Here is a 24140-nt window from a genome sequence, read left to right as displayed (position 1 = left end):
AAAATAAAAAACGATCTTTGGCAAGGAACCTTGTCAAGATCGTTTTTTGCTTGGTGTAAAAAATCAGGTTCAGGCGGCTCTTGTATCTTTGTCATGCTAATTAACGTGTGGCTTCTTGTGCGGCTTCGTTGACGGCAACTGCCTGCTCACATTTTTCCATTAATGCTACTAACGCTTTATCTAACACTACTTCATTTTCGGAGGTTCGCTGACTGATTTGCGTCATAGGCTGCGCCGCAAGATCCAGCAAATAGGTAGGGATTGCTTCTTTTTCAGCAAAAGTGCCCTTGATCAGCGGCTGGTAGACAGACTCGCCGCAGGGTCCGGTTTTGATAAAGGCTAGTTCGAACTGCGCCTTTCCTGACAAACGCAACCGATAGACCCCTTCTTTGGTCAGCAGTTTTTCATCGGCAAAGCGTGCCTGTAATCGTGCGAAACGATCGTAATCCATGGTATCTGCTCCTTTATGATTCCTTCTTTTCTCTAGTGTAGCAAATTTCTTGTTAGCAAAACATCTTTTTCATAGAGAACGCCTCCTTTTTCCTCGTTTGGTGATTTTTCACTTTACAAACAGAACAAACATTCGTATAATTCAAGTGAGGTGAATGCGTATGCCAGCTGCAAAAATCGCTTATGCAAAACAAGAAACCTATGCATTTGAAAAACACTATTATGAATTGGTAAACTTTCCCACACCAGTAGCGCTTTTGTTTGATGAATTCGCACTGACGATGGAGCGCAATCAAAAATCGTATATTGCGATCCCCGCACGCTATTCCGTCTTAAAGGTTCCGCTCGTCTTTGTTTTTCGACTAGAGACTAAGGATGCGCCTGTTTATTATTATGAGCACGTACTTGCTGAAAATAAGATCATTCGCCGCTACAACCCCGAGCGTAACTATTTGCCCGGCGGAAGATAGACAAATGGTTCGATACGTTTGCTGAGATAAGCGGATGCTCTCTCCTGATGAAAATCATGGGTAGCAGTTCGAATGTTTGTCATCAAAACAAAACCCCTCTATACTAAAAAGAAAGGGGTTTTTCACAATGACGAAAAAAACGCCGCAAACGTCTGAAGAAAAAGAAGCCGCTTCTAACAATATGGGACTGGGGATCGGTGTCGGAATGGCCTTAGGTGCTGCATTTGGGCTGCTGTTTTTTGACAACCTGGCATTAGGCATGGGTTTAGGCATCGCACTAGGTGTAGCGATCGGTGCGGGCATGGATCAAAAAAGCAGCAAAGACAAGAAATAGCTGCAGCAAGGAGCTGTATTTATCTGTTACAGCTTGCTGCCCAGTAAATACAAAAAAAGCCTAGGTCTGCACTTGTTGTGCAGGACCTAGGCTTTTTTGCTACTTCGAGCAATATTCTCGAAAGCAGCTGCTTCACAGTTAGTTACAGCAGATTTCTTTTCGCCATTTCTGCGCGATACAGTTCATAGACCGCATCACTTTGCTTTGCATGGCTGCGGTAAAAGAGCCCATAAGAGAAAATCGCTTGGAAATTACTTCCTTGATTTGCTCGTGCTACAGCATGGTACAAATTCGCCAATTGCTGATCAGACATCTTCCCGCTTTTGATTCGTTTGGCAACTGCTTTTTGGGAAAAGGTAAATAAAATCGTCGTAAATACTTGATAAACCACCCAAATCGCCAGAATAACCAAAATAAATTTCACCAAATCAGGCATCACTTTTCAACTCCTTACAAAAAGTAAATCATTCAGATGATTTGATGTCAATAATAAAATAACCCAACGAAAATAAAATATTTATTTCCCAAAGTAATAAAATAGCAGTACGACATTGATTGAAACAATCAGTCGTACTGCTATTCCTTTATTACCTCTATTCATCTAAGTATTAATAAATCGACTCAGCTAAAAAAAGAATAGACGGTATTAATATCTCTTTATTTCGCCAAACGGTAGATAGCATCTGCATAGATCACCGCTGCGTTGAATAGGTCATCCAAGCTCATGAATTCATTGGCTTGGTGCATGGTGTCGACATAGCCAGGGAACATTGCGCCATAAGCAACGCCGCGTTTCAATAGACGACCGTATGTGCCGCCGCCGATGATTTGTTCGAAGCCTTTTTCGCCGGTATGTTCTTCATAAACCGCCAATAAAGTTTCTACCAATGGATCATCTGCTGGCACGTAGTGAGGTTCCATGTTGCGGTCATTGCGGGTAACGGTTGCCCCTTCCATACCGACGGTGCGTTCCACACCGATTTCAAGTCCTTCCGCAGTTACGCCTTTAGGATAACGGAAGTTCAATGCGATAAAGTTGTCTGCTTGCGTTCCTGCTTGGTTCGCTTTGAAAGCAAACAAGCCAGCATTCATTGTCAATTTACCCATTTTTTCGTCTTCGTACGCCACACCTAATTTTTCACCGTAGAAATCTTCATGGACATAGGCTGCTGCTGCATGGATGAATTGTTTTGCGCCGCCGCCAAAGGCATAGTTATCTAAGAAGACTGCTAAGAAAGTCCCCGCATTGATTCCTGATTGTGGGCTGGCACCATGAGCACCTTTACCGACTAATTCGATCGTCACTTGTTCATTTTCTGTTTCAATCGTCCCCGTCACTGGATTGGCTTCAACGTAATCGAAAAAGGCTTTTTCGATCGCTAATGCTTCTTCTGTTGATGGAGCAATGAAGCTTGCTGTTGCCGTTCCTGGTACCATATTTTCTCGCAAGCCAGCAGTAAAGCTTTGCAGCGTGAAGTCTCCTTCATTGTTGCCTTGGAAATGGATCCCTAAGGTCACATTTCCTTTTTCTCCATTGATGATTGGGAAATTGGCATCTGGTGAGAAGCCAAAATCAGGCTTTTCTTCATGCTCAAAGTAGTAATCCATATCTGCCCAGCCGCTTTCTTCATCAGAACCAACGACAAAACGGATTTTTTTCGATAATGGCAAGCCCAATTCTTTGATGATCTTCATCCCATAATAGGCAGCCATTGAAGGACCTTTATCATCAGAAGAACCACGAGCATAGATTTTGTTGTCATTGATGACTGGATCATAAGGATCGGTTGACCAGCCGTCACCTGCAGGAACAACATCCATGTGGCCGAAGATCCCTAATGTTTCGTCTCCTTCACCAAATTCGATGTGCCCAGCGTAGTTATCGACGTTTTTGACTGTGAAGCCATCACGTTCGCCATAAGCTAGCATGTGCAGCAACGCATCACGAGGTCCAGGACCAAATGGCGCATCCGCAGTCGCTTTATCATCTTCTCTTTCACTTTTCACTTTCAATAGATCAATCAAGTCGTTCAGCAAATCGTCTTTGCGGGCTTCGACCTCTTTTTTCCAATCGATTGTCATAGTGTTCCCTCCATTTCTGTTCTCGCTATTTATGATAACACTCTTAAACCAAAAAAGGAAAAAAAATTGCGCCTTTTTCCATGGGTCTTTTCTATGAAATTTCTAGGAAACAGGTATAATAAATATAACTCGATTTTGATTAACGAAAGGAGTCATTGCATGGAGCAACTTGATTCTGCAATTTTATCCAAAGTGATCCAACAGCGCCCGACAAAAAGCCACAAAGGCACTTTTGGCCGAGCCGTTTTAGTAGGGGGCAACCGCCAATTCGGTGGGGCGATCTTAATGGCTGCGCAAGCCTGTGTGTATGGGGGAACTGGTTTGACCACCGTGATCTCCGATGGCGTCAACCGAACCGCCCTGCACGCCCGCTTGCCTGAAGCGATGTTTGTCGATTGGCAGCAAACAGAACTGATCGATACGGTCACCGAATCGGCAGACGTCCTACTGATTGGTCCTGGATTAGGCGAAGGAAAAAGCAATTTTGATCTGCTGCAGCGGATCGTTTCTGCCCAAAAAGAACACCAATGGTTGGTGATCGATGGTTCGGCGATCAATTTGGCTGCCAAATATCCGCTGATCATCCCCTTTCCTGAACAAGTCGTCTTCACGCCGCATCAGATGGAATGGCAACGGCTCAGCGGACTGGCAATTGCCGACCAGACAGAAGAAAACAACCAGCAAGCCCAACAAAAACTCGGAAGTCTGGTAGTCTTAAAAAGCCATCGCACACAAATTTACGGCAGCAGCATCGCCCAAAATCCCCTCGGAACACCCGCAATGGCGACTGGTGGGATGGGTGATACACTGGCAGGCATGATCACCAGCTTTTTGGCACAGTTTGAAAAAACAGAGGAAACGATCCAAGCGGCTGTCTATCTCCATAGCCTGATTGGCGAAGCATTGGCAAAAGAGCACTATGTCGTTTTGCCGACACAAATCAGTGCCGCATTGCCTCAATGGATGAAAAAGCACCAAGCATCCGATCCAGAATGATTTCTGATAAACCTTTCATCAAAAAAACGTCCCTTTCTGCATTTGTCGAAAGGGACGTTTTTTCCAATGGTCAGCTAATTGTTAAAATAAACCACTCGCACTTCATACGGCGCCAAGGTTGCTGTTTGAGGGACTGCTTGATTGGTCTCTAAATCAACGACTTCTTTGATCAAGTGTAGTGTCTGCTCTTTCTCAGAAAAATTCATGATGAAAAAGTACGTTCGTTCTGGACTGAACCTGCCTTGGATCGAGACTGCAGGATTGGCATGCGCGATCCTTTCCTCTGCCAAGGACAGCTCACGGACCAAAGAGGCATAAAACTGTTCGAAAAAGTCATAGTTGGTGCGAGCCGCCAGATAGTAGGCGGTGCCGGCACCAAAGGCATTTTTGGTGATCGCAGGTGTTCCTTGGTAAAAATCCGCTTGATACTCCCCTAGTACCTCCGCTGATTCGGCTTCGATGATTGCAGAATAGTCCCGTGTTTCAAAGGGCTGTCCTTGAAAAACCACTTGATTGTGTTCAGTGTCAAAAAGAGTTTCTAGCTCCAGCACGTTGATGCCTAATAACCCTCGCAACGGCTGTGGCAAGCCCCCCAGATACAACAGGTCGGTTTCATTGACCATGCCGCTAAAGTAACTGGAAATCAAGGTACCACCGGCTTGTGTATACTGGCAAAGTTTTGCCATCGTCTCTGATGTCATCAAGTAAAGCATTGGAGCGATCACCAACTGATAGTCAGAAAAATCTTGCTCTGGCGTCAAAATATCGACAGCGATGTCTTGTTCCCAGAAATAACGATAATGCTCCTGCAACGTTTGCGGATACCGTCTGGTTGGTCGACCAAACCCGCCGCCTCGCTTCAATGCCCAGTTGCTTTCCCAATCAAAAAGGATCGCCACTGCTTTTTTTCTTGTGGTTCCTTGAATCTCTTTGATTTTTTCCAAGCGCTTGCCGTAAGCCGCAACTTCTTTGAAGACCCGATTCTCCGTGGAATCATCATGTCCCACGACTGCCCCATGGAATTTTTCTGAATTGCCGCGGGATTGGCGCCATTGAAAATACAAGGTACTATCTGAGCCGTGAGCGATCTGCTGCATGGCACTCAACTGATGGACACCAGGCTTTTTCGCTTTATTGAAGGAATGCCAGTTAACAAAACTCGGCGTGCATTCCATCACTAAAAAGGGCTGTTTCTTCAAAGACCAGTACTGGTCATGCACATAGGCAGATTTCATTGCTGTCGCTGCCAAAGATTCAAAGTTGTTGTTCCAATCAGGGTAACTATCCCAGCTAACGATGTCCACATGACGAGCAAACTTGCTGTAGTCAATGCCTTCCAAAGGAATAAAGTCTTGGGTAGCATGTCCTTCCGCCATAAAATTCGTCGTCACAGGAATGTCCGGTGTCAGTTGGCGAATCGGCGTACATTCATGCAAATAAAAATCGATCGTCCTATCTGTAACAAATCGTTTCCAATCAAGATCCATGCCATGCACTTTGTGTTCTCCTAGAGGCGAAGGCGGTAAAACCTGCGACCAATCGGAGTACGTACCACTCCAAAAAGAAGTCCACCAGGCATGATTCAACGTGGCTAAATCACCATATTTCTTTTGCAGCCAGCTGCGCCAGTTTTCTTGACAATAGGAACAAAAGCATTCACCAGAGTACTCATTGGAGATATGCCACATGGCTAATGCCGGATGCTTGCCGTAACGTTTTGCCAACTGCTGATTGATTTGCGTTACCTTTTCCCGATAGATCGGTGAAGAGTAACAGTGATTGTGGCGAAACCCATGGGTATGTTTTTGCCCTTGGGCGTTGGTCCGATTGACTTCGGGATACTTTTGGCTCAACCATTGCGGACGTCCACCGCTAGGAGTGGCCAAAATGACTTTGCCGCCGATGCCATGGATCTGATCAAACACACGATCCAACCAGTCAAACTGATAAACGCCTTCTTGCGGCTCTAAGGCACTCCAAGCAAACACCCCTAATGTGACGGTGTTGACATGGGCTTGCTGCATATAAGCAAGATCCTTTTGCAAGATTTCTGGATAAGCCAGCCATTGATCGGGGTTGTAATCCCCGCCATGCATAAACTGCTGATCAAAAAATTGATTGCTCATCATTCTGCTCCTTTTTTGGCTTGTAAATGGTAGACAAATGATTGAAAATCGCCAGTGACTTGCGCCGTTCCATGGTTGACGGCATTAAACTGATAGGGTTTACGCAACCCTAATTGCCTTAACAGCTGACCAGAAACGGGTTCGCCATTGACCTGATACACCTGTTGGCCATCGAGAAAGGCTGCGGGCAAAAAGTCTTCCGCCGTCGGATTGGCTTGTGCCAACACGCGAAAGAAAGCAACCAATGCTTCTTCGTTTTGCGGATCATACACCGCCCAAGTTTTTTCATTGGCATGTTCCAACTGCTGCAGCTGATAAAAAGTACCAAAGGTCAGCAATTGCCGCTGCTTTTTATAAAAAACGATTTGGGATTTGATTGCCTGCTTTTCAGCGTCAGACAAGTGAAAGAGATCGAGTTCATACCCCAATGGCCCAAACATTGCGACGGTTTGCCGAAAGGCTAAAGAAGTTGTCCTGCCGACTTGGTGGTTTGGTGCCGCCGACACGTGATTGCTGAAGGAGGACAACGGATACCCTAACAACGTTCCGCTTTGGATGGCTAAACGTTCCACTGCATCACTATCATCACTAGGCCAAATCTGCGGACTGTAAAACAAGATCCCCAAATCGTATCTGCCCCCGCCGCCAGCACAGCCTTCGATCAAAAGGGTCGGAAACGCCGCTAAGATTTTTTCATATAAGCGATAAAGGCCTAAAATATAACGATGATAAAACTCCGTCTGAGAAATTCCCTGTTCCGCTAAGTAAGGAGAGTAAGCTTCCGTGATATTGCGGTTCATATCCCATTTGATGTAATCCAGCTTGGTTTCAAGGATCACTTTTTGCATCGCTTCGAAAATTGCCTCGACCACTGCTGGATTGGCAAAATCCAACACGTATTGCCCGCGCCCCACAGAGATCCGCTCATAAGGATGCTTGACTACCCACTCAGGATGCTCTTGGTACAACTGACTATCTGGCGAAACCATTTCCGGTTCAAACCAAATCCCCAGCTGCAGCTGCATGGCATGAATTTTCTCAGCAAAAGAACCGATTCCTTTTGGAAATTTGGCAGGGTCCGCCACCCAATCGCCTAATGAACTGCGGTCGTTGTTGCGTTTTCCAAACCAACCATCATCCAGCACAAAGCACTCCATCCCTAACGCCTTGCTTTCTTGGGCTAAGGTCAACAGCTTCTCTTCATTAAAATCAAAATAAGTCGCTTCCCAGTTATTAAAGACGATCGGCCGCTGCCGCTTTTGCCAATAAGGGGCAATCACATGCTTTTCGATAAATTGGGCGGATTCTTGACTCAAACCATTCAGGCCAGCAGCGGTGAAGGTGAAGAGACATTCCGGCGCTTCAAAGGTTTCTCCTTGTGAAAGCTGCCAGCTGAAACGTTCAGGATGTATCCCCAACATCAATCGAACGTTGTCCCATTCATCCATTTCTGCTTGCGCCAAAAAGTTGCCCGAATAAATCAGGTTGGCACCGTAGACGTGACCAGTGTCATTGGTGGCTTGCTGTTCTTTTAAGGCAACAAAAGGATTGTGCTGATGACCAGACGCTCCTTTTAACGAGCCGACACTGATCGTCCCTTGGGTCAAAGGAACCGTCTTGATATGTCGTTCTTTCAGCCAGGCGCCTGAAAGATGCAGCAGTTCAAAATCGCGATTTTTCAGCTCCAAGACACCACTCAAAAAGCGCTGGATGGTTCTAGGCTTGCTCCCCGTATTGGTCAGTGTTTGCTGCCGCGTGATGGTACCTGATCCTTTGAAGATCGTATAGGTGATCGCCAGTTCCAGCTGCCGCTCTTGATCTACCAATTCAAAGACGATGCTTTGGCTTTCATCGGCAGCCGCGAAGCTGGCTGGTTGCGCCAGCTTTCGTTCTTTGCCCTCAAAACAGTGAAAAGCCACAAGTTTAAAATCAATATAAAGTGGGGTTTCTTCCTCAAAAACCGACACTGCACCTTCTCGAAAATCAGAAGTCCCATACGTTGGCAATTCTTGAAAACGGTCCGCCAAGGTAAAAAGATTGTCTGCTTCAAAAAATTTGACGGTTCCTGCCGATTTATTCTCTTTTTTCTCAAGGTACGCTTGATCAAACGGCGCCAGTGTGCCTAGAGATGGCCCAAAATAGACATGACCCAGTTGCTGATTTGGTAACACATTTATGATATAACTGATTTTTTCATTGTATAAGTGAAAGAGTTGTTCGTTCTTTATTTCTATCATTGCTATCCTCAATTTTCCCCATTTTTTTCATTTGTCCCTGCTCGTTGACAAGCTGCTTCAAGATAACGCAAGCGTTTTTTGACAACACGATTGAAAAAGAATTTGTAAAACAGCGCCGCCAGCATAAAACTGTAGGTTGTTTTCTGCTGCTCAAAACGGCTTTGTTCCGAATACGTGACTTGCAGCTTCCCTTTTCGTCCTGGAACAAAACTGTACCGTTGATCGATCACTCCTTCTTCATGGGTCGTACGAAGCCACAGCTCATCCGCGGCAATTTTTTTGACCGTCATAACGGCAGGTACCAACCGCGGAGCGGTTTTGGTTTGAATCATCGTTTCAATACGGCAGCCTTCCCCGAACGGTTCTTGGGCTTGTTTGGCTAGAAAGAATTTCTCTTGTTCCGCCAATAACACACGGGAAAAGTCCGTAGGTGTGGTATTCATTTGATAACTGCAAGACAATGTATCGGTTCTCATCACAAATTCCTTTCTAAAGGATGCGCGTATTGCATTCCTTTACGTTTCTGGGCTTATCTTTCTTCTACCCTTTGATTGATCGTCTCAGATGCCGCTTGTTCATTTAATGCCGCTTCCGCTTTTTCTTCTTTCAAGTACCCGCGATCCATTACGATCAAGAATGGCACCCAGATCAAGGTCATTACGGCAACCGTCACTAACTGTAAGATTGCGCCGGCAACAGAACCCGTGCCTAACCAACCAGATAAGAAGACCGGGGTCGTCCAAACAACCGTTGCTCCGATTGGCCGCGGAACCAAACCTGCGGCAATCGCAAAGTAAGAGATCGTCGTACTGGCTAATGGCGCTAAGATCCATGGGACAAAAGCGATTGGGTTCAAGACGATCGGCAAACCAAAGGTCATCGGTTCAGATACGTTGAAAACAGATGGAGCGATCACCGTCTTCATTAATTTTTTCATCCGAATCGAACGAGCGATAAAGAAGGCCATTGTAATCGAGATCCCCAACTGCATTCCTTGATTGACGAACACGCCCATAAAAGTAGTGTTAATGATATGGGGCAATTGCTCAGCTCCCGCTTTGTAGGCTTCATAGTTTTCGATCGCTAACGCATTCATGATTGGATCGATCACCGCATTGACCACCAAGGTACCGTGAATCCCAAACCACCAGAAGAATTGGGTGAACAAGACGGCAATCAGTACTGCTGGCAACGTACCGCCCAAGCCCATTAATGGTTTTTGCAGAATCTCATAAACGAAATCAACGGCATTGCCCCATGAAGTAAAGGTGAACAAGTAGCGGATCAAATTGAAAAGGAACAACGGTGCCGCACCAGGAATGATGGCGACAAATGATTCTGCGATCATTGGCGGAACCGAATCTGGCATTTTGATCGTCAGTCCAGCCGCACTGATTTTGCAATAGATCTGCGTAGCGATAATGGCCGTGATGATTCCGACAAACATTCCCTCAGCCCCTAATTTCGACAAGGGGATCACTGTACCTAACTCTTCGGATGAGCCAAAAGGCAGTAGCATCAAAAACGAAGACAGTGAGATGGCACCCGCAAATAATTTGGCTTGTCCATATTTGCCAGCCAACTGATAGCCGATCCCAAAAACAACGAAAATAGCGGTGATACTCATGGTCGCATTTCCGATAGGACCAAAAAAGTCGTTTAGAAACGTGATGAATCCCTCTGGAAGTTTTTCCGAGAGTCCGAAAGTAGCAGGCAGATTTTGAATAATAATCATAATTGACGCAAACATTGTCGCAGGAAAAGCGACCATAAACCCATCACGAAGACTTAACAAGTATTTGTTGTTGGCAATGATCTGAGCAAAAGGCACCATCTTTTCGGCTAATTTATCAATAAACTTCATTTCGTTTTCTCCTTTATTTTTAACTGTAAACGTTTACTACAATCAGTATAGTTGTTTAGTTAATGTTTACACAACCCCTAAAATAAAAAAAGATCAGACGTCACTGATCTTTTTCGGCAATCGATTCTCTAATGATCAATTCACTGCCACAAACGACGCGAACCGGCATCGTCCGCACCCCAAGGATTTTATTTTTCGCTAATTCGACACTCATCTGCCCCATCTCTTCGGCTTTCATCTTAACGGAGGACAATGCGGGCGTCATAAATTGCGCCATTTCGATATCATCAAAACTAACGACCGACACATCTTTAGGAATCGATAGCCCCGCTTCAGCGAGTGCCTTGTAAACCCCGACAGCCATAGGATCGCTGGCAACGACGATCGCTGTGGGGCGAGGATTCATTTGCGCGATCTGCTGACCAAAATGCAACCCAGTCTCTGGTGACCATTTCCCCTGCAACACGGTTGTGAACTTTTCCAATTTATTGAGCAGCATCCATTGGCGGTAGTTTTCTGCTCGAATCTCTTGTTCATCGTAAACGACTTCGCCAGAAATCGTCACTCGGCTGGCAACACCACCCACAAAGGCGATATTCTCATGGCCCTTCTCTTTTAACATCGTGAGGATCTGGTGGGTCTTTTGGGCAAAATCGGTTTGGATGCAATCGTAGCTGGGTGCTTCACTATAATTATCCACCAGGATAATATTGGCATTTTGCTGACTGATCTCTGCCAAAGCATCGCTGGTCATCTCTCCAATAATAATGACTGCGCCATACTTCGCCAATTGTGCCAAATCTTTTTGAGGCTCCCGCATGGAAAAGGCCCGAATCGTTTTTAAACGCCACTTCGCCGCTTCCTTTTCGATCCCATTGCGGATCATCATAAAATACGGATCGTTTCTTTCCGACTCTCGATCGTGGCGGGTAATGATGGCAATCGTGTTTTGGTCGCCGACGTCACGGGAATGGGGTTGATTTTTTTCTTTTGAATAGTTCATTTGATTGGCGATCTCAATGACTCGTTGACGCGTGTGTTCATTGATACTGAAGGTTTCATCATTGTTAAGGATTCTAGAAACACTTGCTACCGACACCCCGGCTAATTTCGCGATATCTCTCATACTTGCCATAGCTGCACCTCATCTGTTTACTGTTTACTAAATTTACATTCAGCATAGGCATAATTTTTGGCCCTGTCAACCTTCTTTTCACAAAAAAACCGAAACTCCTTAGCTTTTCACTAAGGAAGTTTCGGGATACCCATTTGTTTTCTATTTGAGCGCTTGGTCACAGAGCACGACATTGACTAAATACAAGGTGCTGATTCCTAAGACCAATAAGTAGACTGGACCAAACAGCAAAAAGGTCAAGACAAGCGTCACTGTTGCTAAAAGATGCGCCAGTACTCGTTTGGGTGAACGAGCAAACTGATAAAAACTATAAAACAATGAGCTGGGCTGCTGCGGATAGGTGTGAAGCAGCCTCGTTTGATAAAGTAAGACCAAGCAAAACAAGCCAAAGGTGAACGCTAACGCGTAACTAGCGATCTGAAACAGCGGGTGCTGCAAACGGCTAAAGATAAAGCTGTCCGCCAAAAGCAGCAGGAAGAATAGACTGAGCAAACGGTCTTGCCCTTTTCTTGTTGCCCACTGCTGATGAAATGCTTGCTGAAAACGAGCTTTGCTGCTTGCCTCCAAGCCATCGTTCCGCAGTTCCGTCAACGTCTCGATCAATGCTCGACTAGCGGTGGCACTCGTGATCAAAGGCAAGGAATACAACAGCCACATGCCTTGTAAAACCAGTAAATGCGGAAGCCAGTTGATGCCAGTCAACAGCGCTTGGTTCAAGCGTTGCGGGGTAACTTTTGTTCTCATCCTTTGGAACCTCCCGTCAGATCCATTCCCTCAATAAAGTAGCGTTGTGCGAGGAAGAACAGCAAGATCGTCGGCAATAGCACAAGCGTTGCTCCTGCCATCAAGTAGTTCCACTGGGTCGTTGATTGGTTTTGGAAAACTTGCAAGCCAATCTGCAGCGTGTACTTTTCTTGGTTTTGAATATACAGTAATGGTCCTAAGAAATCATTCCACGCCCCATTGAAGGAGTTGATGGCAATCGTGATCAGCGCGGGTTTCGTCAATGGGATCATTAGATGGCTCCAAATATAAAGATGATTGGCGCCATCGATCTTAGCGGCTTCGATCAATTCATTGTTGACGGACAAGTAAAACTGCCGCATCAAGAAAATGTTAAAGGCGTTGCCGAAAAACGCTGGAACGATCAGCGGCAGATAGGTGCCGACCCAGCCGATTTTGGAAAATAAGACATATTGCGGGATCATCGTCACAAAGCTAGGAATCATCATCGTAGACAAGACGAGGGCAAAGATCAGATTTTTTCCTGGAAAGGCCAATTTTGCAAACCCATAAGCAATGAAGGAATTTGATAAGACATTCCCGAAGACCACTAAGACGGTAATGAATAACGTATTTTTTGCATACTGCCAAAATGGAAAGGCGTTGATAGTCTCCAAATAATTGCCAAGATTGATTTCTTCTGGGAAAAAGGTCGGCGGGTAGCGCACGATCTCCTCCATCGGTTTCAATGACGTAAAGACCATCCACAGCAACGGAATCAGCAGCACGATCCCGATGATCGACATCACCACATAGCTGATGATTTTTTTGACTCGCTGTTGGCTTGATTTGCTTCGTGTTTTTGTCGTCATTTCCATTAGCTGCCACCTCCGGTATAGTGAACCCAGCGCGGTGCCAGCTTGAGATTGATAAAGGTCAAGACTAAGACGATCAAGAACAAGATCATCGACATGGCCATCGCATAGCCCATATCAAAGGCGACGAAGGCTTTGTTCCACATATGCAAATTATAGAAGAGCAGCGAATTTGCCGGACCGCCGGTACCATTTTTGGTCATCACGTATGCTTCTTGGAAAATTTGAAAAGAACCGATCGTTGAAGTAATCACATCATAGAAGATGATTGGCGTGATCAAAGGGATCGTAATATTTTTGAATTTCGCCCAAACTCCCGCCCCATCGATCTCAGCCGATTCATACAGCGTCGGTGAAATATTTTGCAAGGTAGCTAGATACAAGAGCATCGCGCCCCCCGAACTCCAAATCTTCATCAAAATCAACGCTGGTTTCGTCCATTCGGGATCAAACAGCCATGCTGGACCTTTGATATTGAACCAGCTCAAGAAGGTATTGATCAATCCTGCGGAAGGAGATAATAATTGCATCCATAAGACGTAGACGGCAACCCCTGAAAGGATCGCTGGCAAGTAAAAGGTGGTTCGGAAAAAACTGATTCCGCGGATTTTTTGATTCAATAACGTGGCTAGAAAGACACTGAACAACGTGGTTAAGGGAACATTGAAGAGTACAAAATACGCCGTGTTATAGAGAGATTTCCAAAACAGGGTATCTTGCGTAAACATGCGGGTAAAGTTCTTAAAGCCGATAAAATTCATTTTCGAAGTCAGATTGTAATCGGTAAAGCTTCCTACGAAGGAAAACAGCATGGGCCCTAACATAAACACCACGAACCCAAGCAAAAATGGTGCTACGAAGAAGTAGCCCCAAAGAGCTTCTTGCCGTTTACTTTTTGAACGCTTCTTTGGCATTCCTTCCACTCCATTCTATTTTTACTCATTGTTTGTTCAAGAAAACATGTCCGCTTCGCAAAGCAGAAAGCAAAGCCCAGTCCGCTAACCGACTGGACTTTCCTTCTTTTTTAAAAACGCTCGTTTTGAGGTTTATTTGTTTTGCTCAACAAGATCTTCCACTGCTTTTTGCGCATCTGCCAACCCTTCAGCCGGTGTTTTGCTACCTAGCATGATTTGGTCGATCTGTTCATTGACAAGACTGCTGAAGTCAGGCGCTGTCAATGGCACAGGCGTGATCACCGTATTGGCAAAGTTTTCATCCGCCATTTGGTAGATCATTTGGCCGTTTTCATCTAGATTGTCGTTGTTGACCAAGTTTTCGTTGGCTGTCCGATTCGCCATGATATCAAAGCTCTTCTCACCAAATTTCTCTTGAACTTCTGGTGTCGACAAGTATTTGATAAACTCATAGGACGCTTCAGGATCTTTGGCACCGTATGGCACTTCTAGGACGAACCCGCCGCCCCATGACCAGTGACCAGAGCCGCTTTCTTTTTCAGGAATTTGAATGACCCCAAATTCAAAGTCATCTGGTGCATTTTCCGCCAAACTTGAGTAGTAGTTGATGTTTTGCGCACGCATCGCCACTAATCCAGAAATAAATGGATCGGCAACCCCTGAACCAAATTCAGCTTCTAAGCGATTGATGGTATCTTGACCATAATACTCTTGCCAGTCTAAGATCCATTCCAACGCTTCCACTTTGTTGTCTGTATCGATTTTGACGTTCTCGTCCTTGTCAAACCAGCTGACGCCATCGTCGGCATTCAACGCCCACACGTCAGCGCCTAGATTCCACAATGGGTAAAAGCCGATCCGCTCAAAGTCATCACCGTTTTTGACATCTAATTTACGAGCAACTGTTTCTAACTCCTCCCACGTTTGTGGCAGTTGCTCTTCACTGATACCAGCCTCTTTAAAGAGTGTCTTATTGTAGAAAATCACTTGCGTATCTGTATTGAAAGGAACGGCATAGGCATCCCCTTCATACTCCACTGTATCCCATAATTGCGGATAAAATTCATCAGAAAAGCCCTCTTCGATATACTCGCTTAAATTTGTTGCTTGCTGCGCTTCTGCCCGCTGAGCAACAGAATTGATATCTTGTACAATAACATCAGGCGGATTGCCAGCAGTGATTGACGACAGTGATTTTGTCCAAATATCGCCCCAAGGCTGGTAGCTGTATTTGACCTCGATTTTATCTTGTGACGCATTAAAATCATCAATAATTTCTTCAATTACTTCTTGTCTTGCACCAGACCCCCAGAAGGACCAAAAGTCCAACGTCGTTTTGCCATCTGCTGACTCATTCCCCGAGGAATCAGCGGTTTCACTGTTGCCGCATCCTGCCGCCAGTACACCAACTGAAAAAAGCAAAGTCCCCATATAAAATAACTTTCTCATTTAACCTAACCTACTTTCATTTATTTTTAATGTACTATTTAAAAGCTATCACTACTTCTTCTTTTCAGCAAATAAAAAGCATCGTGATTCGAATAAAAAAATAACGTTTTTACCGTTTCTCGACAAGAAGAGCGTTTTCTTTGAAAATATAAAAAAAGTGGGGCATCATAGAAATAGCACCTATTTTTCAACCTCACGTCAGACCATTTGAAAAACGATGTTTATAGAAAGGGAGTAACCACATGCTAGTCATTGTCGATATGCAAAACCAAATTCTCGATGAAGAGAACGAAGCGTATGTGCCAGATGGCGCCGCTCTCGTCAAACGAATCGCCAAGCGCCTAGAACAAGCGCGGGCGGATAGGGAGTACATTTTACACACCCGCGACATTCCAATCGAAGTCAAAGGAACGCCTGATGAAGAAGCCGATGCCCTGCAGCTGATCCCAGAACTTAAGCCTCTCGAAAATGAAAAAGTCGTTAAAAAATACTATTACAGTATTCCACCTGAAGTCTTGATCGATATAAAGAAAAATCTATTTGAACCTGAAGAAGAAAAGAAAATCGAAATCACTGGTGTTGAAACCAACATCTGTGTCCTTTCCAATACCATCGAGATCCAAAGCGCCTTTCCTGACGCTGATTTTACTATCAATAAAACATTAGTCGCTGGTAAAAACCACGAGTCACAAGGACTCGACATCTTACGAGACTTCAATGTCGAAATCATTGATGGCACAAAACAAACCAATGACCAATAGGTAACGAAAGCTCCCTGTTCAAGGAACAGAGAGCTTTTTCAATTTGATTATTCATTTAATTCATTGAGCCATCTAATAGCTCGGTCGGAATTTCAATCCGAACCTCATTTTCAGTCTGACAGTTTGGACATATGAAGGTTCCTTCGATGGCTTCCTTCACTTCCCCGTAAGCATAATGAATAGCGATTTCATCTTCTGCCAATTCATTCGTTTCCAACGGTGGTACCATGGTTAATTGCCCCTCGCTGTCTTCTTGTAAATGAACGACCAGCTTCCCATCAAAGTTTTCATTGCAATTGGTGCAGGAAGCTTTTCCTCGAATCGTTAGATCCATGATCATCCCTCCTCATTTCTTGTCACTGGTGATGCAGGTTCCGTTAGATACTCGTAACGCATGCATGCTTCACTTTAATAGTGTCACGCTTTCACTTTTTTAGCAAATCATCTGTTTTTCTTTTTTTAAACCATTGATGAAGAAAAAACAAATCAACCGTTTTGAGCGTTTTCGTTGTCAAATCCTTAAAATCCTTGCAGAATTAAATTATCTGTTACTAAAAAGTAAAAACGTGTTGTTGAAAAAATTAGTGATTGTCCGAACTTATCTGAACAAACAAGGAGGAAAAATGATGCAAGCAGTAACCTGGCAAGGAAATCAAAAAATGGACGTTCGACGTGTAGAAGATCCAACGATTTTAGAACCGACGGATGCGATCATCCGAATCACCGCAACCGCAATCTGCGGCTCTGATCTCCACCTTTACCACCATGGCGGCTCGGTCTTGGAAGAAGGCTATGTCGTTGGTCACGAACCAATGGGTATTGTCGAAGAAGTTGGCAGTCAAGTACAGAAACTAAAAAAAGGCGACCGTGTCGTCATCCCTTTCAATATCGGTTGCGGCCATTGCCACTTTTGTCAAAATGAAATGGAAAGTCAATGCGACAATTCTTCAGAAGATACATTGTATGGTGGCTTATTCGGTTTCGGAAAAATGAACGGTAACCACTGGGGCGGTCAAGCCGAATTCTTGCGCGTACCTTTCGCAGATTTCACCTCGTTTATCGTACCTGAATCAACGATCCCTGATGAAAAAGTATTGTTTTTATCTGACATCTTACCTACAGCGTATTGGAGCGTCCAAAACGCTGGCGTCAAAAAGGATGATACCGTGATCGTCTTAGGATCAGGCCCAGTTGGGTTGTTTGCCCAAAAATTTGCCGTGATGGCAGGCGCTAAGCGGGTGATTGCCGTGGATCCTGTTGCTCATCGCTTAGAAAAAGCCAGCAGCTACAATCAAGTCGAAACATTCCAATTGGATGATTTGGCTACTAGTGCTGATGAACTGTATGAGCTGACCAAAGGTGGCGCTGATGTGATCATCGACTGTGTTGGGATGGATGGTTTAGAACCCGTCAAAGAAAAAGCCAAAAACCTAGTCAGCTTGCAAAGTGGCACGATCTCACCGATCCAGATGGCCGCCAAAGCAGTCAAAAAATTTGGTACCGTCCAAATCACTGGCGTTTACATGACACCAGCTTCTTCTTATCCATTGCAAGAATTCTTTATGCGCAACATCGATGTCAAACACGGGCAAGCACCTGTGATCCATTTGATGCCAAAAATTTATGACATGATTGCGGACGGATTGTTTGACCCGTCACAGATCATCACCCACACGATGCCTTTAGCAGATGCTGCCAAAGCGTATGAGATTTTTGACAAAAAAGAAGACAAGAACATCAAAGTTGTCTTGAAACCTTAGCACAAATAAAGGAGCAGTGATGGCACCTATGCCAAAAATCAAACGGAGTGAACATCAATTCGATCCGGGAAAAGAAGAAGATGTGATCATCAAGGCAAGCCGCTTTCGCATCTACTTTCAAAATCGCTACATGTTGATCTCACTTACGAATGATATTTTGACGGGCTTGTTTTATATTTTCGGGAGTATCGTTTCATTAACTAGTTTGCCTGCGATTTACGGAACGATCGCCTATTTGATCGGCGGAGTCTTTTTGACCATTCGCCCGCTGATTAAAATCGTTCGCCATGTCTATATCTATAATGATCGCAATCAAGAAGGCGAAAAAGAAAAAGATGTCACCATCACCGACGACGAAAGTTGATGGGGCGACAACTAGAGAGGAGTTTCCTATGTTAAAAACATTTGATGGGATCGCACTGACCTTATTGATCATCGGCGGTATCAATTGGCTGCTGGTCGGCGCCTTCGAGTTTGACCTTGTCGCAGCGATCACCGGCGGCAGCACGTCGATCATTGCCCGCGTCATTTATATTCTAGTTGGGATCAGCGCATTGTATAGCCTGAAATTCTTTCCAGCTATCGCCCGCCAACAAACCCTCGACTAATTGAAAATAAAACCTGCATCTGCGATGTCCTGACCCCAAAAAGTTAGATTTTTGGTCTAACGTTTTGAGGTCGCATCTGTGGATGCAGTTTTTTTGTCTACAATCATTGAAAAAAAACACCAGTTGTACTACTCTTGTATTTAACCTACTATTTTCGAAAAAACAAAAAGGACGTGACTCATGACCCCACCTACTAGACCCTCACTGATACGTCGGATACTCAGCCGGATACTTTTGCTATTGATTTTCTTATTTATTCTAAGTATTATTGGCGGAATCATTGTTTTAAATAACCTCACCATCGCGGAAAATTGGTTTGGTCTGAATGAATACCAAGTCGTTGAAACCAGGCATCAGATCATTCGTTTGTTCCCCTACTTTTGGGTAGCAGGGATCCTGCTGGTCTTTTTGATCGGTCTGATCATCGGCATCAAGAAACGCAAAAAATCGCCATTCTATTGGTTATTCTCATTGCTCTTGCTGCCAGTGATTCTCTTTTGTATTGGCGTAGTTTCCACCTTTTTACCTGTAGACCGCCAACTCTTTCGAGAAGAAGCCAGTGCCAAAGAAATTATGGCTGCGCTGCCGAATCAATCCTCATTCAAAGACAAAGAGCTGCAACTGGTCAGCTATAGTTTTCACATCCGCAATGTCCCGCTGAAAAGCGGCATTTATGCAGTTGCGCGAGTGATCAATCCAAACACAGGCCTGCAAGACGAGTATTGGTATTACCCAGAAAATCTGTTGACTAAATGGAAAAAAGACGACGATACGATCGAGCTTTCGATGGAAGATACCATTGCCTTTGATGCCATCGATTGGGGCGTCATTCCCAAGATCATCAAGGATTCTGAGGCACGAGCAGCTCAGCTGGATCACTATGTTCCTGGCGTCAGCATCGTCATTTTAAACGGCTTCCAAGGCGAATGGACTTGGACCGTTGGTTTAAATGGGATTCGTAATCGCACCGAGATCAATTATGTTTATGATCTCAAAGGAAATTATCAATCCGAATGGCAATAAAACAAGCGGCACCTATCCACGTGAATAGGTGCCGCTTTTGCTTTTATCGGTTTACTGATCCAAGTCTTTGACACACCGAAACCCTAGATTATTGGCTGCCGACATCCCAGAATTACCATTTCTAGCGGCAATTCGGTATCGTTTGCAATAGGATTCGTGGCACAAAAACGAACCGCCGCGAGTCGCATACAGTTGATCATCTTGTGTTTGATTCCTTGCCCAAAAGGTTTGTCCCGTCTGTTGTTGAAACTGTGTCAGCGGGATGCGGGCAGGATTGACGCACCATTCCCAGACGTTGCCGATCATTTGATACAGACCAAAGCCGTTGGGCTCATACCATTTCGCTGGCGCTGTATTGGCAAAGCCATCTGCTTGCGTGTTGCTTTTTGGAAACTCACCTTGCCAAATATTGCAATGATAGGTATTTTCTGCCAAAAATTCCCTTCCCCAAGGATATTTTTCAAAACTTGTCTCGCCTTTTGCAGCGATCTCCCACTCTGCTTCTGTTGGGAGGCGTTTTTTTGCCCATTGGCAATAGGCGATCGCATCGTTGCGAGACACCTGAACCACTGGGTGATCCATCCGCTGGGCAATCGTTGAATCAGGTCCTTCAGGATGACGCCAATCTGCGCCGCTAACCGCGTACCACCAAGCCATATTTGGTACCTTTTGACTGCGGTGTTTCGTTTGCTCACTTAAAAAATAGTGAAAAACGAACGACCAGCCAAAGCGCTCGGCTTCTGTGACATATCCTGTTGCTTCCACAAAAACTTGGAAAGCTTGGTTCGTCACCGTCGAGGCATCAATGGCAAATGCTGGGCTGTCGAGGCTGATTTGCGGTCCCTCAAGATCCTCGGCAAAGCCGTCCATCGTATTCGTGCCGATTCGATAAGTTCCTGCTGGAATCGTGGGCATCTGCTTGCCTCCTTTTTACAATAATTGATAGCCATTGTACAGATTGATCAGTAACACCAGCACGATCACAGTTTGAAATACCAGTGTCACTCGCTGCGGTGACAGGACGTTGCTGGCCTTGGCGCCTAACAGTCCTCCCACGATCGCGGCTGGAATAACAAACCACAAAATTTGCAGATCATACGCACCAAAACCTGTCGTAAAAGCGATCGTCAAAATTTTTGCCAGCTGTGAGAAAAAAATCGTACAAATTGAATAAATCGTCGCCTCTTTGATCGGCATGGCAAACAGCAGCATCAATAAAGAAACATTGATGGGTCCGCCGCCGATCCCCAGCAAACTGGCTAGAAAGCCGAGAATCAAGCCACAAGCTGCATACCAGCCAACTTTTTCCAACGCAAACCCGCGCCAGTTATATTTTGTATACAAAAAAGCAAACAATAGTGTCAGCACGGTCACAAGGATTTGGATCAGCTGAACCATCTTGTCGTCTCGAAAGACAAGCAATAGCTGTTCAAAGGCAACATTGCCTAAAACACCGCCTAACACAGCGCCGCCAGAAACCCACAAGGCAATCGACCAATTGATTTTCCGTCCACTGGCTAATTGTCTAGCTGTCGAAACGATGGACATCGTGAAGACCGCTGTCGCCGAGTAAAAAGAGATCGCAGCAACAGAATGGGCGCCGATAAAATCGAAAATCGGTTTGATCAGCACGCCGCCCCCCATGCCCGAAACTGCCCCTACGGCATTTGCTAAGACGATCACGAGAAAATAAATCAGTCCGATCATTGTCTCACCCCTTGCAAAAGCCCCAGTATCTCATTGATTCTAGGTGTGAAGTCTTTTAACAGCTCCTGATAACCGCAAAAACCCTCACTATCCACGTACATTGCATCTTTCATTCGTTTACAGCCTCCTCGGCACATTTTTTGGAAAGGACATTGCGTACACTTCGAAGGCATGTCTTTTTTCTGGCACAAAAACTGCTGTGAACAGTCTTGAGAAAACAATTCCCGTAACGTTTGCTCTTGGATATAGCCCATGCGAAACTCATCTAATACATAAAAGTCACAAGGATAGACACTGCCGTCGGCTTCGATCACATACTGCACTTGGCAATTGCCTAGAATCCCGCAGGCAGTTACTTGCTGCCGCACCAATAGATTCAGTAAATCATCGAACAGCTTGATACTTAGGTAGCGCCCTTGCTTCAATTCCTGCAGCCAAAACGCCAACAGCTGCTGATAAAAGCCAGCAAAGCTTCTTGGTGTCAAGGCATAGTCGTTGGTTGATGTGGCATCCAAATCAGCCAAGCAAGGAATGAATTGCACAAATGCAATCTGCTCTTCCTTGAGAAAGTCAAACACACGCTGGGCTTCCTTTGCTAACGGATTTGTCAACACGCACAAGACATTGTACTCGATCTGATAGGCATCCAATAACCGCTTGGTCTGTATAACCCGCGCAAAGGTTCCCCGCCCTTTGGCGTCTAATCGATGCCGATCGTGCGCAAGCGGATGCCCATCGATCGACAGCCCGACTAAAAAGCGATGCTCTTTCAAAAAACGACACCACTTGTCATTGATCACCATGCCGTTGGTCTGGATCGCATAGTGTACTGTCAGTTGCTTTTTTTGCGCCGCAACATAAGCCGTTAGTTTTCTAAAATAACTCAGCCCCGCCATCGTCGGCTCTCCGCCTTGAAATGCCAACGTCAAATGATCGCCAGCTTCTAAGTCTGCATAAATGTTTGCAATCATCTTTTCCATTACATCCTCTTTCATTTTGCCAAAGGAACGCACTTCACGCAAGGAACTGACGTTGGCATAAAAGCAATAGGTGCAGCGCAGATTGCAAAGAGAGGATGCTGGCTTGATCAATACGGAGATGTGTTTCATGTGGAGGCCTCGATTCTTTTTTTACTTATTTAGCGTTTGTCCCGTTTCATCGGAACAAAATCAGTCGTTTCCATATAAAAACGAGTAACGCGTTGCTTCATTTTCTCAACAATTTCGGCGTATTCTTTTTCTAGCGCCAAGTTTTTGATTTCCATTGGGTCTTTTTCCAAATCATATAATTCGTCATGCTCATAAAGACGCATCACATATTTATAGTTCCCCATCTTGCACATAACTGCTTTAGTATGTTCCGGACCTTCGCTATACTGTGTCGCAAGCCGCGGCCAATACGGAGATTTCGGTCCATGCCCCAGCTCCATCGCTTGTGTCTCGCCATGAATGCGTCCGCCTTCGCAAAAAACAGCATCTTTGTGCTCTTCGGCTCCTTTGATCACAGGAACCAAGGATTTTCCAAATTGTGTATAGGAAAGATCGAACTCAGCCAATTCGGCGATCGTTGCTGGTAAATCTAGCAGTTCCGCTTGTGCTTTGGTGATTCGCGGCACACTTTCAATCGTTTTCGCAGGTTTGATGACCAATGGGACATTCGTGATCGGCTCTTCAAAACAGTTTTGGACTTTTTCAGTGATCGTGTAGTCACCAGTATAGTCTCCATGGTCACTGAAAACAATGAGGTTTGTTTCATCATAAAAACCTGTTTCACGCAGCTTCTCTTTGATCATGCCCAGTTGATGATCAAAACGCGAAACCATTGCTAAATAGGTAGCTCGTAATTCATCAAAACGCTCTTCTGTCCAACCGTTCAAATTCTGTTTCTCATTGATGCCATACAGCATTGAGGCTTTGTTAGGAATATCTTTGATATTCGGCCGGCGTTTCGGCAGTTTCTGACGATCAATACTCGAATACCATGGATCTTCGCAAGCATAGGGTGGATGTGGGAATGAGATCGTACAATAAACGAAAAATGGTTTGTCTGTCTTTTCCTGACTGCGGCGTTCAAGATAGTCCAACGCCTTTTTCACACAATTCCAGTCCGTTTTGCCATAGCCCTCACTGTCTGGTAATTTTCCCATATAAAATGAATAATACGTATCTCCTGAAAGCATCTGGTCGTACAGCTGTTTACTGGCTTCGTTCATATCCGCAGAATGATTGACTTCACTGTTTTGAGCATCCCGAGTGTTTTCGTCTACCACACCGTCATAATATTCATCACAATAGTCTGTTTTTGGTTTATCCCCTGGAACCACATCATTTCTGCCGATCCAGATGACTTCATAGCCTTGATTCTTCATTTCTTTCAAAATATTGGGTTCATCTTCTCTTTGCAAATAGTGCATCGTTCGATGCCCATTGACATGTGGATAAAAACCTGTGAGAAAACTATTTCTAGAAGGCACGCAAACAGGGTTTTGGCAGTAGACATTTTCAAATGAAACCCCTTCTTCTGCCAGTTCATCAAAGTTAGGGGTGATTGATGCGGGATTCCCCATATGTGCGAGTGCGTCATTTCTCATCTGATCTGCTACGAATAAAAAGATATTTTTTTTCAA

The 24140-nt window shown here is 44.9% G+C and carries 25 protein-coding genes; 8 read left to right on the top strand and 17 right to left on the bottom strand.

From position 1 onward, the window contains the following. Positions 1-100: 100 nt before the first annotated feature. A complete protein-coding gene (locus A5878_RS05430; protein WP_086294859.1) occupies positions 101-451 on the bottom strand; it encodes a hypothetical protein in 351 nt (116 codons plus the stop codon). Positions 452-611: 160 nt separating this feature from the next. Here A5878_RS05430 and A5878_RS05425 point away from each other — a divergent pair, with 160 nt between their 5' ends. Together A5878_RS05425 and A5878_RS05420 are read left to right on the top strand one after the other, a co-directional pair. Continuing rightward, positions 612-920, top strand: a complete 309-nt coding sequence (locus tag A5878_RS05425) for a DUF5960 family protein (protein ID WP_008378984.1) — start codon at positions 612-614, stop codon at positions 918-920. Positions 921-1047: 127 nt separating this feature from the next. Then, a complete protein-coding gene (locus A5878_RS05420) occupies positions 1048-1254 on the top strand; it encodes a glycine zipper family protein (protein ID WP_086294858.1) in 207 nt (68 codons plus the stop codon). 142 nt (positions 1255-1396) lie between these two features. Here A5878_RS05420 and A5878_RS05415 read toward each other — a convergent pair whose 3' ends face one another. Beyond that, a complete protein-coding gene (locus tag A5878_RS05415) occupies positions 1397-1690 on the bottom strand; it encodes a hypothetical protein (RefSeq protein WP_086294857.1) in 294 nt (97 codons plus the stop codon). 221 nt (positions 1691-1911) lie between these two features. Next, a complete protein-coding gene (gene pepV, locus A5878_RS05410) occupies positions 1912-3336 on the bottom strand; it encodes a dipeptidase PepV (RefSeq protein ID WP_005225493.1) in 1425 nt (474 codons plus the stop codon). Positions 3337-3495: 159 nt separating this feature from the next. Here pepV and A5878_RS05405 point away from each other — a divergent pair, with 159 nt between their 5' ends. Continuing rightward, positions 3496-4332: an NAD(P)H-hydrate dehydratase gene (locus tag A5878_RS05405; RefSeq protein WP_081116578.1), complete on the top strand. Its 837-nt coding sequence runs from the start codon at positions 3496-3498 to the stop codon at positions 4330-4332. 74 nt (positions 4333-4406) lie between these two features. On the opposite strand, the gene A5878_RS05400 is transcribed toward A5878_RS05405, so the two are convergent. The 9 genes from A5878_RS05400 to A5878_RS05360 all read right to left on the bottom strand — a co-directional run bounded on the left by A5878_RS05400 (position 4407) and on the right by A5878_RS05360 (position 15655). Continuing rightward, positions 4407-6461: a beta-galactosidase gene (locus A5878_RS05400; protein WP_086294856.1), complete on the bottom strand. Its 2055-nt coding sequence runs from the start codon at positions 6459-6461 to the stop codon at positions 4407-4409. Continuing rightward, positions 6458-8695, bottom strand: a complete 2238-nt coding sequence (locus A5878_RS05395) for an alpha-galactosidase (RefSeq protein WP_086294855.1) — start codon at positions 8693-8695, stop codon at positions 6458-6460. Before A5878_RS05395 ends, A5878_RS05400 begins: the two co-directional genes overlap by 4 nt. Before the next feature lie 8 nt (positions 8696-8703). Beyond that, positions 8704-9171, bottom strand: coding sequence for a hypothetical protein (locus A5878_RS05390; protein WP_086294854.1), 468 nt, complete (start codon positions 9169-9171; stop codon positions 8704-8706). Between the two features lie 53 nt (positions 9172-9224). Next, positions 9225-10559 carry a PTS sugar transporter subunit IIC gene (locus A5878_RS05385; protein WP_008379001.1) on the bottom strand — a complete coding sequence of 445 codons (1335 nt, stop codon included), beginning with the start codon at positions 10557-10559 and terminating at the stop codon, positions 9225-9227. A gap of 100 nt (positions 10560-10659) precedes the next feature. After that, entirely contained in the window at positions 10660-11694 is a 1035-nt protein-coding gene (locus A5878_RS05380) for a LacI family DNA-binding transcriptional regulator (RefSeq protein ID WP_086294853.1), read from the bottom strand. A 141-nt stretch (positions 11695-11835) separates the two neighbouring features. Further along, the gene (locus A5878_RS05375) at positions 11836-12438 is read right to left on the bottom strand and encodes a DUF624 domain-containing protein (protein WP_086294852.1); all 603 of its coding nucleotides are present in this window, start codon (positions 12436-12438) and stop codon (positions 11836-11838) included. Beyond that, positions 12435-13295: a carbohydrate ABC transporter permease gene (locus A5878_RS05370; RefSeq protein ID WP_086294851.1), complete on the bottom strand. Its 861-nt coding sequence runs from the start codon at positions 13293-13295 to the stop codon at positions 12435-12437. Before A5878_RS05370 ends, A5878_RS05375 begins: the two co-directional genes overlap by 4 nt. Then, the gene (locus A5878_RS05365) at positions 13295-14206 is read right to left on the bottom strand and encodes a carbohydrate ABC transporter permease (protein ID WP_005234717.1); all 912 of its coding nucleotides are present in this window, start codon (positions 14204-14206) and stop codon (positions 13295-13297) included. Before A5878_RS05365 ends, A5878_RS05370 begins: the two co-directional genes overlap by 1 nt. 132 nt (positions 14207-14338) lie before the next feature. After that, complete coding sequence (locus A5878_RS05360) at positions 14339-15655, bottom strand: ABC transporter substrate-binding protein (protein WP_008379010.1); 1317 nt, start codon at positions 15653-15655, stop codon at positions 14339-14341. Positions 15656-15897: 242 nt separating this feature from the next. Here A5878_RS05360 and A5878_RS05355 point away from each other — a divergent pair, with 242 nt between their 5' ends. Then, positions 15898-16416: an isochorismatase family protein gene (locus tag A5878_RS05355; RefSeq protein ID WP_086294850.1), complete on the top strand. Its 519-nt coding sequence runs from the start codon at positions 15898-15900 to the stop codon at positions 16414-16416. A 55-nt stretch (positions 16417-16471) separates the two neighbouring features. Here A5878_RS05355 and A5878_RS05350 read toward each other — a convergent pair whose 3' ends face one another. Next, a complete protein-coding gene (locus A5878_RS05350) occupies positions 16472-16756 on the bottom strand; it encodes a hypothetical protein (protein WP_005225480.1) in 285 nt (94 codons plus the stop codon). Between the two features lie 286 nt (positions 16757-17042). Between A5878_RS05350 and A5878_RS05345 the strand changes: the two genes are divergently transcribed. The 4 genes from A5878_RS05345 (at position 17043) to A5878_RS05330 (ending at position 19807) form a co-directional block, all read left to right on the top strand. Further along, positions 17043-18176: an alcohol dehydrogenase catalytic domain-containing protein gene (locus A5878_RS05345; RefSeq protein WP_074534994.1), complete on the top strand. Its 1134-nt coding sequence runs from the start codon at positions 17043-17045 to the stop codon at positions 18174-18176. Positions 18177-18195: 19 nt separating this feature from the next. Further along, a complete protein-coding gene (locus A5878_RS05340) occupies positions 18196-18540 on the top strand; it encodes a YrhK family protein (RefSeq protein WP_008379018.1) in 345 nt (114 codons plus the stop codon). Positions 18541-18568: 28 nt separating this feature from the next. After that, positions 18569-18784, top strand: a complete 216-nt coding sequence (locus A5878_RS05335) for a DUF378 domain-containing protein (protein ID WP_008379021.1) — start codon at positions 18569-18571, stop codon at positions 18782-18784. A 180-nt stretch (positions 18785-18964) separates the two neighbouring features. Beyond that, complete coding sequence (locus A5878_RS05330; protein ID WP_086294849.1) at positions 18965-19807, top strand: hypothetical protein; 843 nt, start codon at positions 18965-18967, stop codon at positions 19805-19807. A 51-nt stretch (positions 19808-19858) separates the two neighbouring features. Here A5878_RS05330 and A5878_RS05325 read toward each other — a convergent pair whose 3' ends face one another. Genes A5878_RS05325 through A5878_RS05310 form a run of 4 tightly spaced genes read right to left on the bottom strand, consistent with a single transcriptional unit; the run spans position 19859 to position 24140 of the window. Then, complete coding sequence (locus A5878_RS05325) at positions 19859-20722, bottom strand: formylglycine-generating enzyme family protein (protein ID WP_086294848.1); 864 nt, start codon at positions 20720-20722, stop codon at positions 19859-19861. 15 nt (positions 20723-20737) lie between these two features. Further along, positions 20738-21514 carry a sulfite exporter TauE/SafE family protein gene (locus A5878_RS05320; protein ID WP_074534991.1) on the bottom strand — a complete coding sequence of 259 codons (777 nt, stop codon included), beginning with the start codon at positions 21512-21514 and terminating at the stop codon, positions 20738-20740. Then, the gene (locus A5878_RS05315) at positions 21511-22623 is read right to left on the bottom strand and encodes a radical SAM/SPASM domain-containing protein (protein ID WP_086294847.1); all 1113 of its coding nucleotides are present in this window, start codon (positions 22621-22623) and stop codon (positions 21511-21513) included. The genes A5878_RS05320 and A5878_RS05315 overlap by 4 nt, the downstream gene beginning before the upstream one ends. 29 nt (positions 22624-22652) lie before the next feature. Then, complete coding sequence (locus A5878_RS05310) at positions 22653-24140, bottom strand: sulfatase-like hydrolase/transferase (protein WP_086294846.1); 1488 nt, start codon at positions 24138-24140, stop codon at positions 22653-22655.

Source organism: Enterococcus sp. 3G6_DIV0642, from assembly GCF_002140635.1.
Lineage (GTDB): Bacteria > Bacillota > Bacilli > Lactobacillales > Enterococcaceae > Enterococcus_D > Enterococcus_D casseliflavus.
This window is presented reverse-complemented; position numbering and strand designations above follow the sequence as displayed.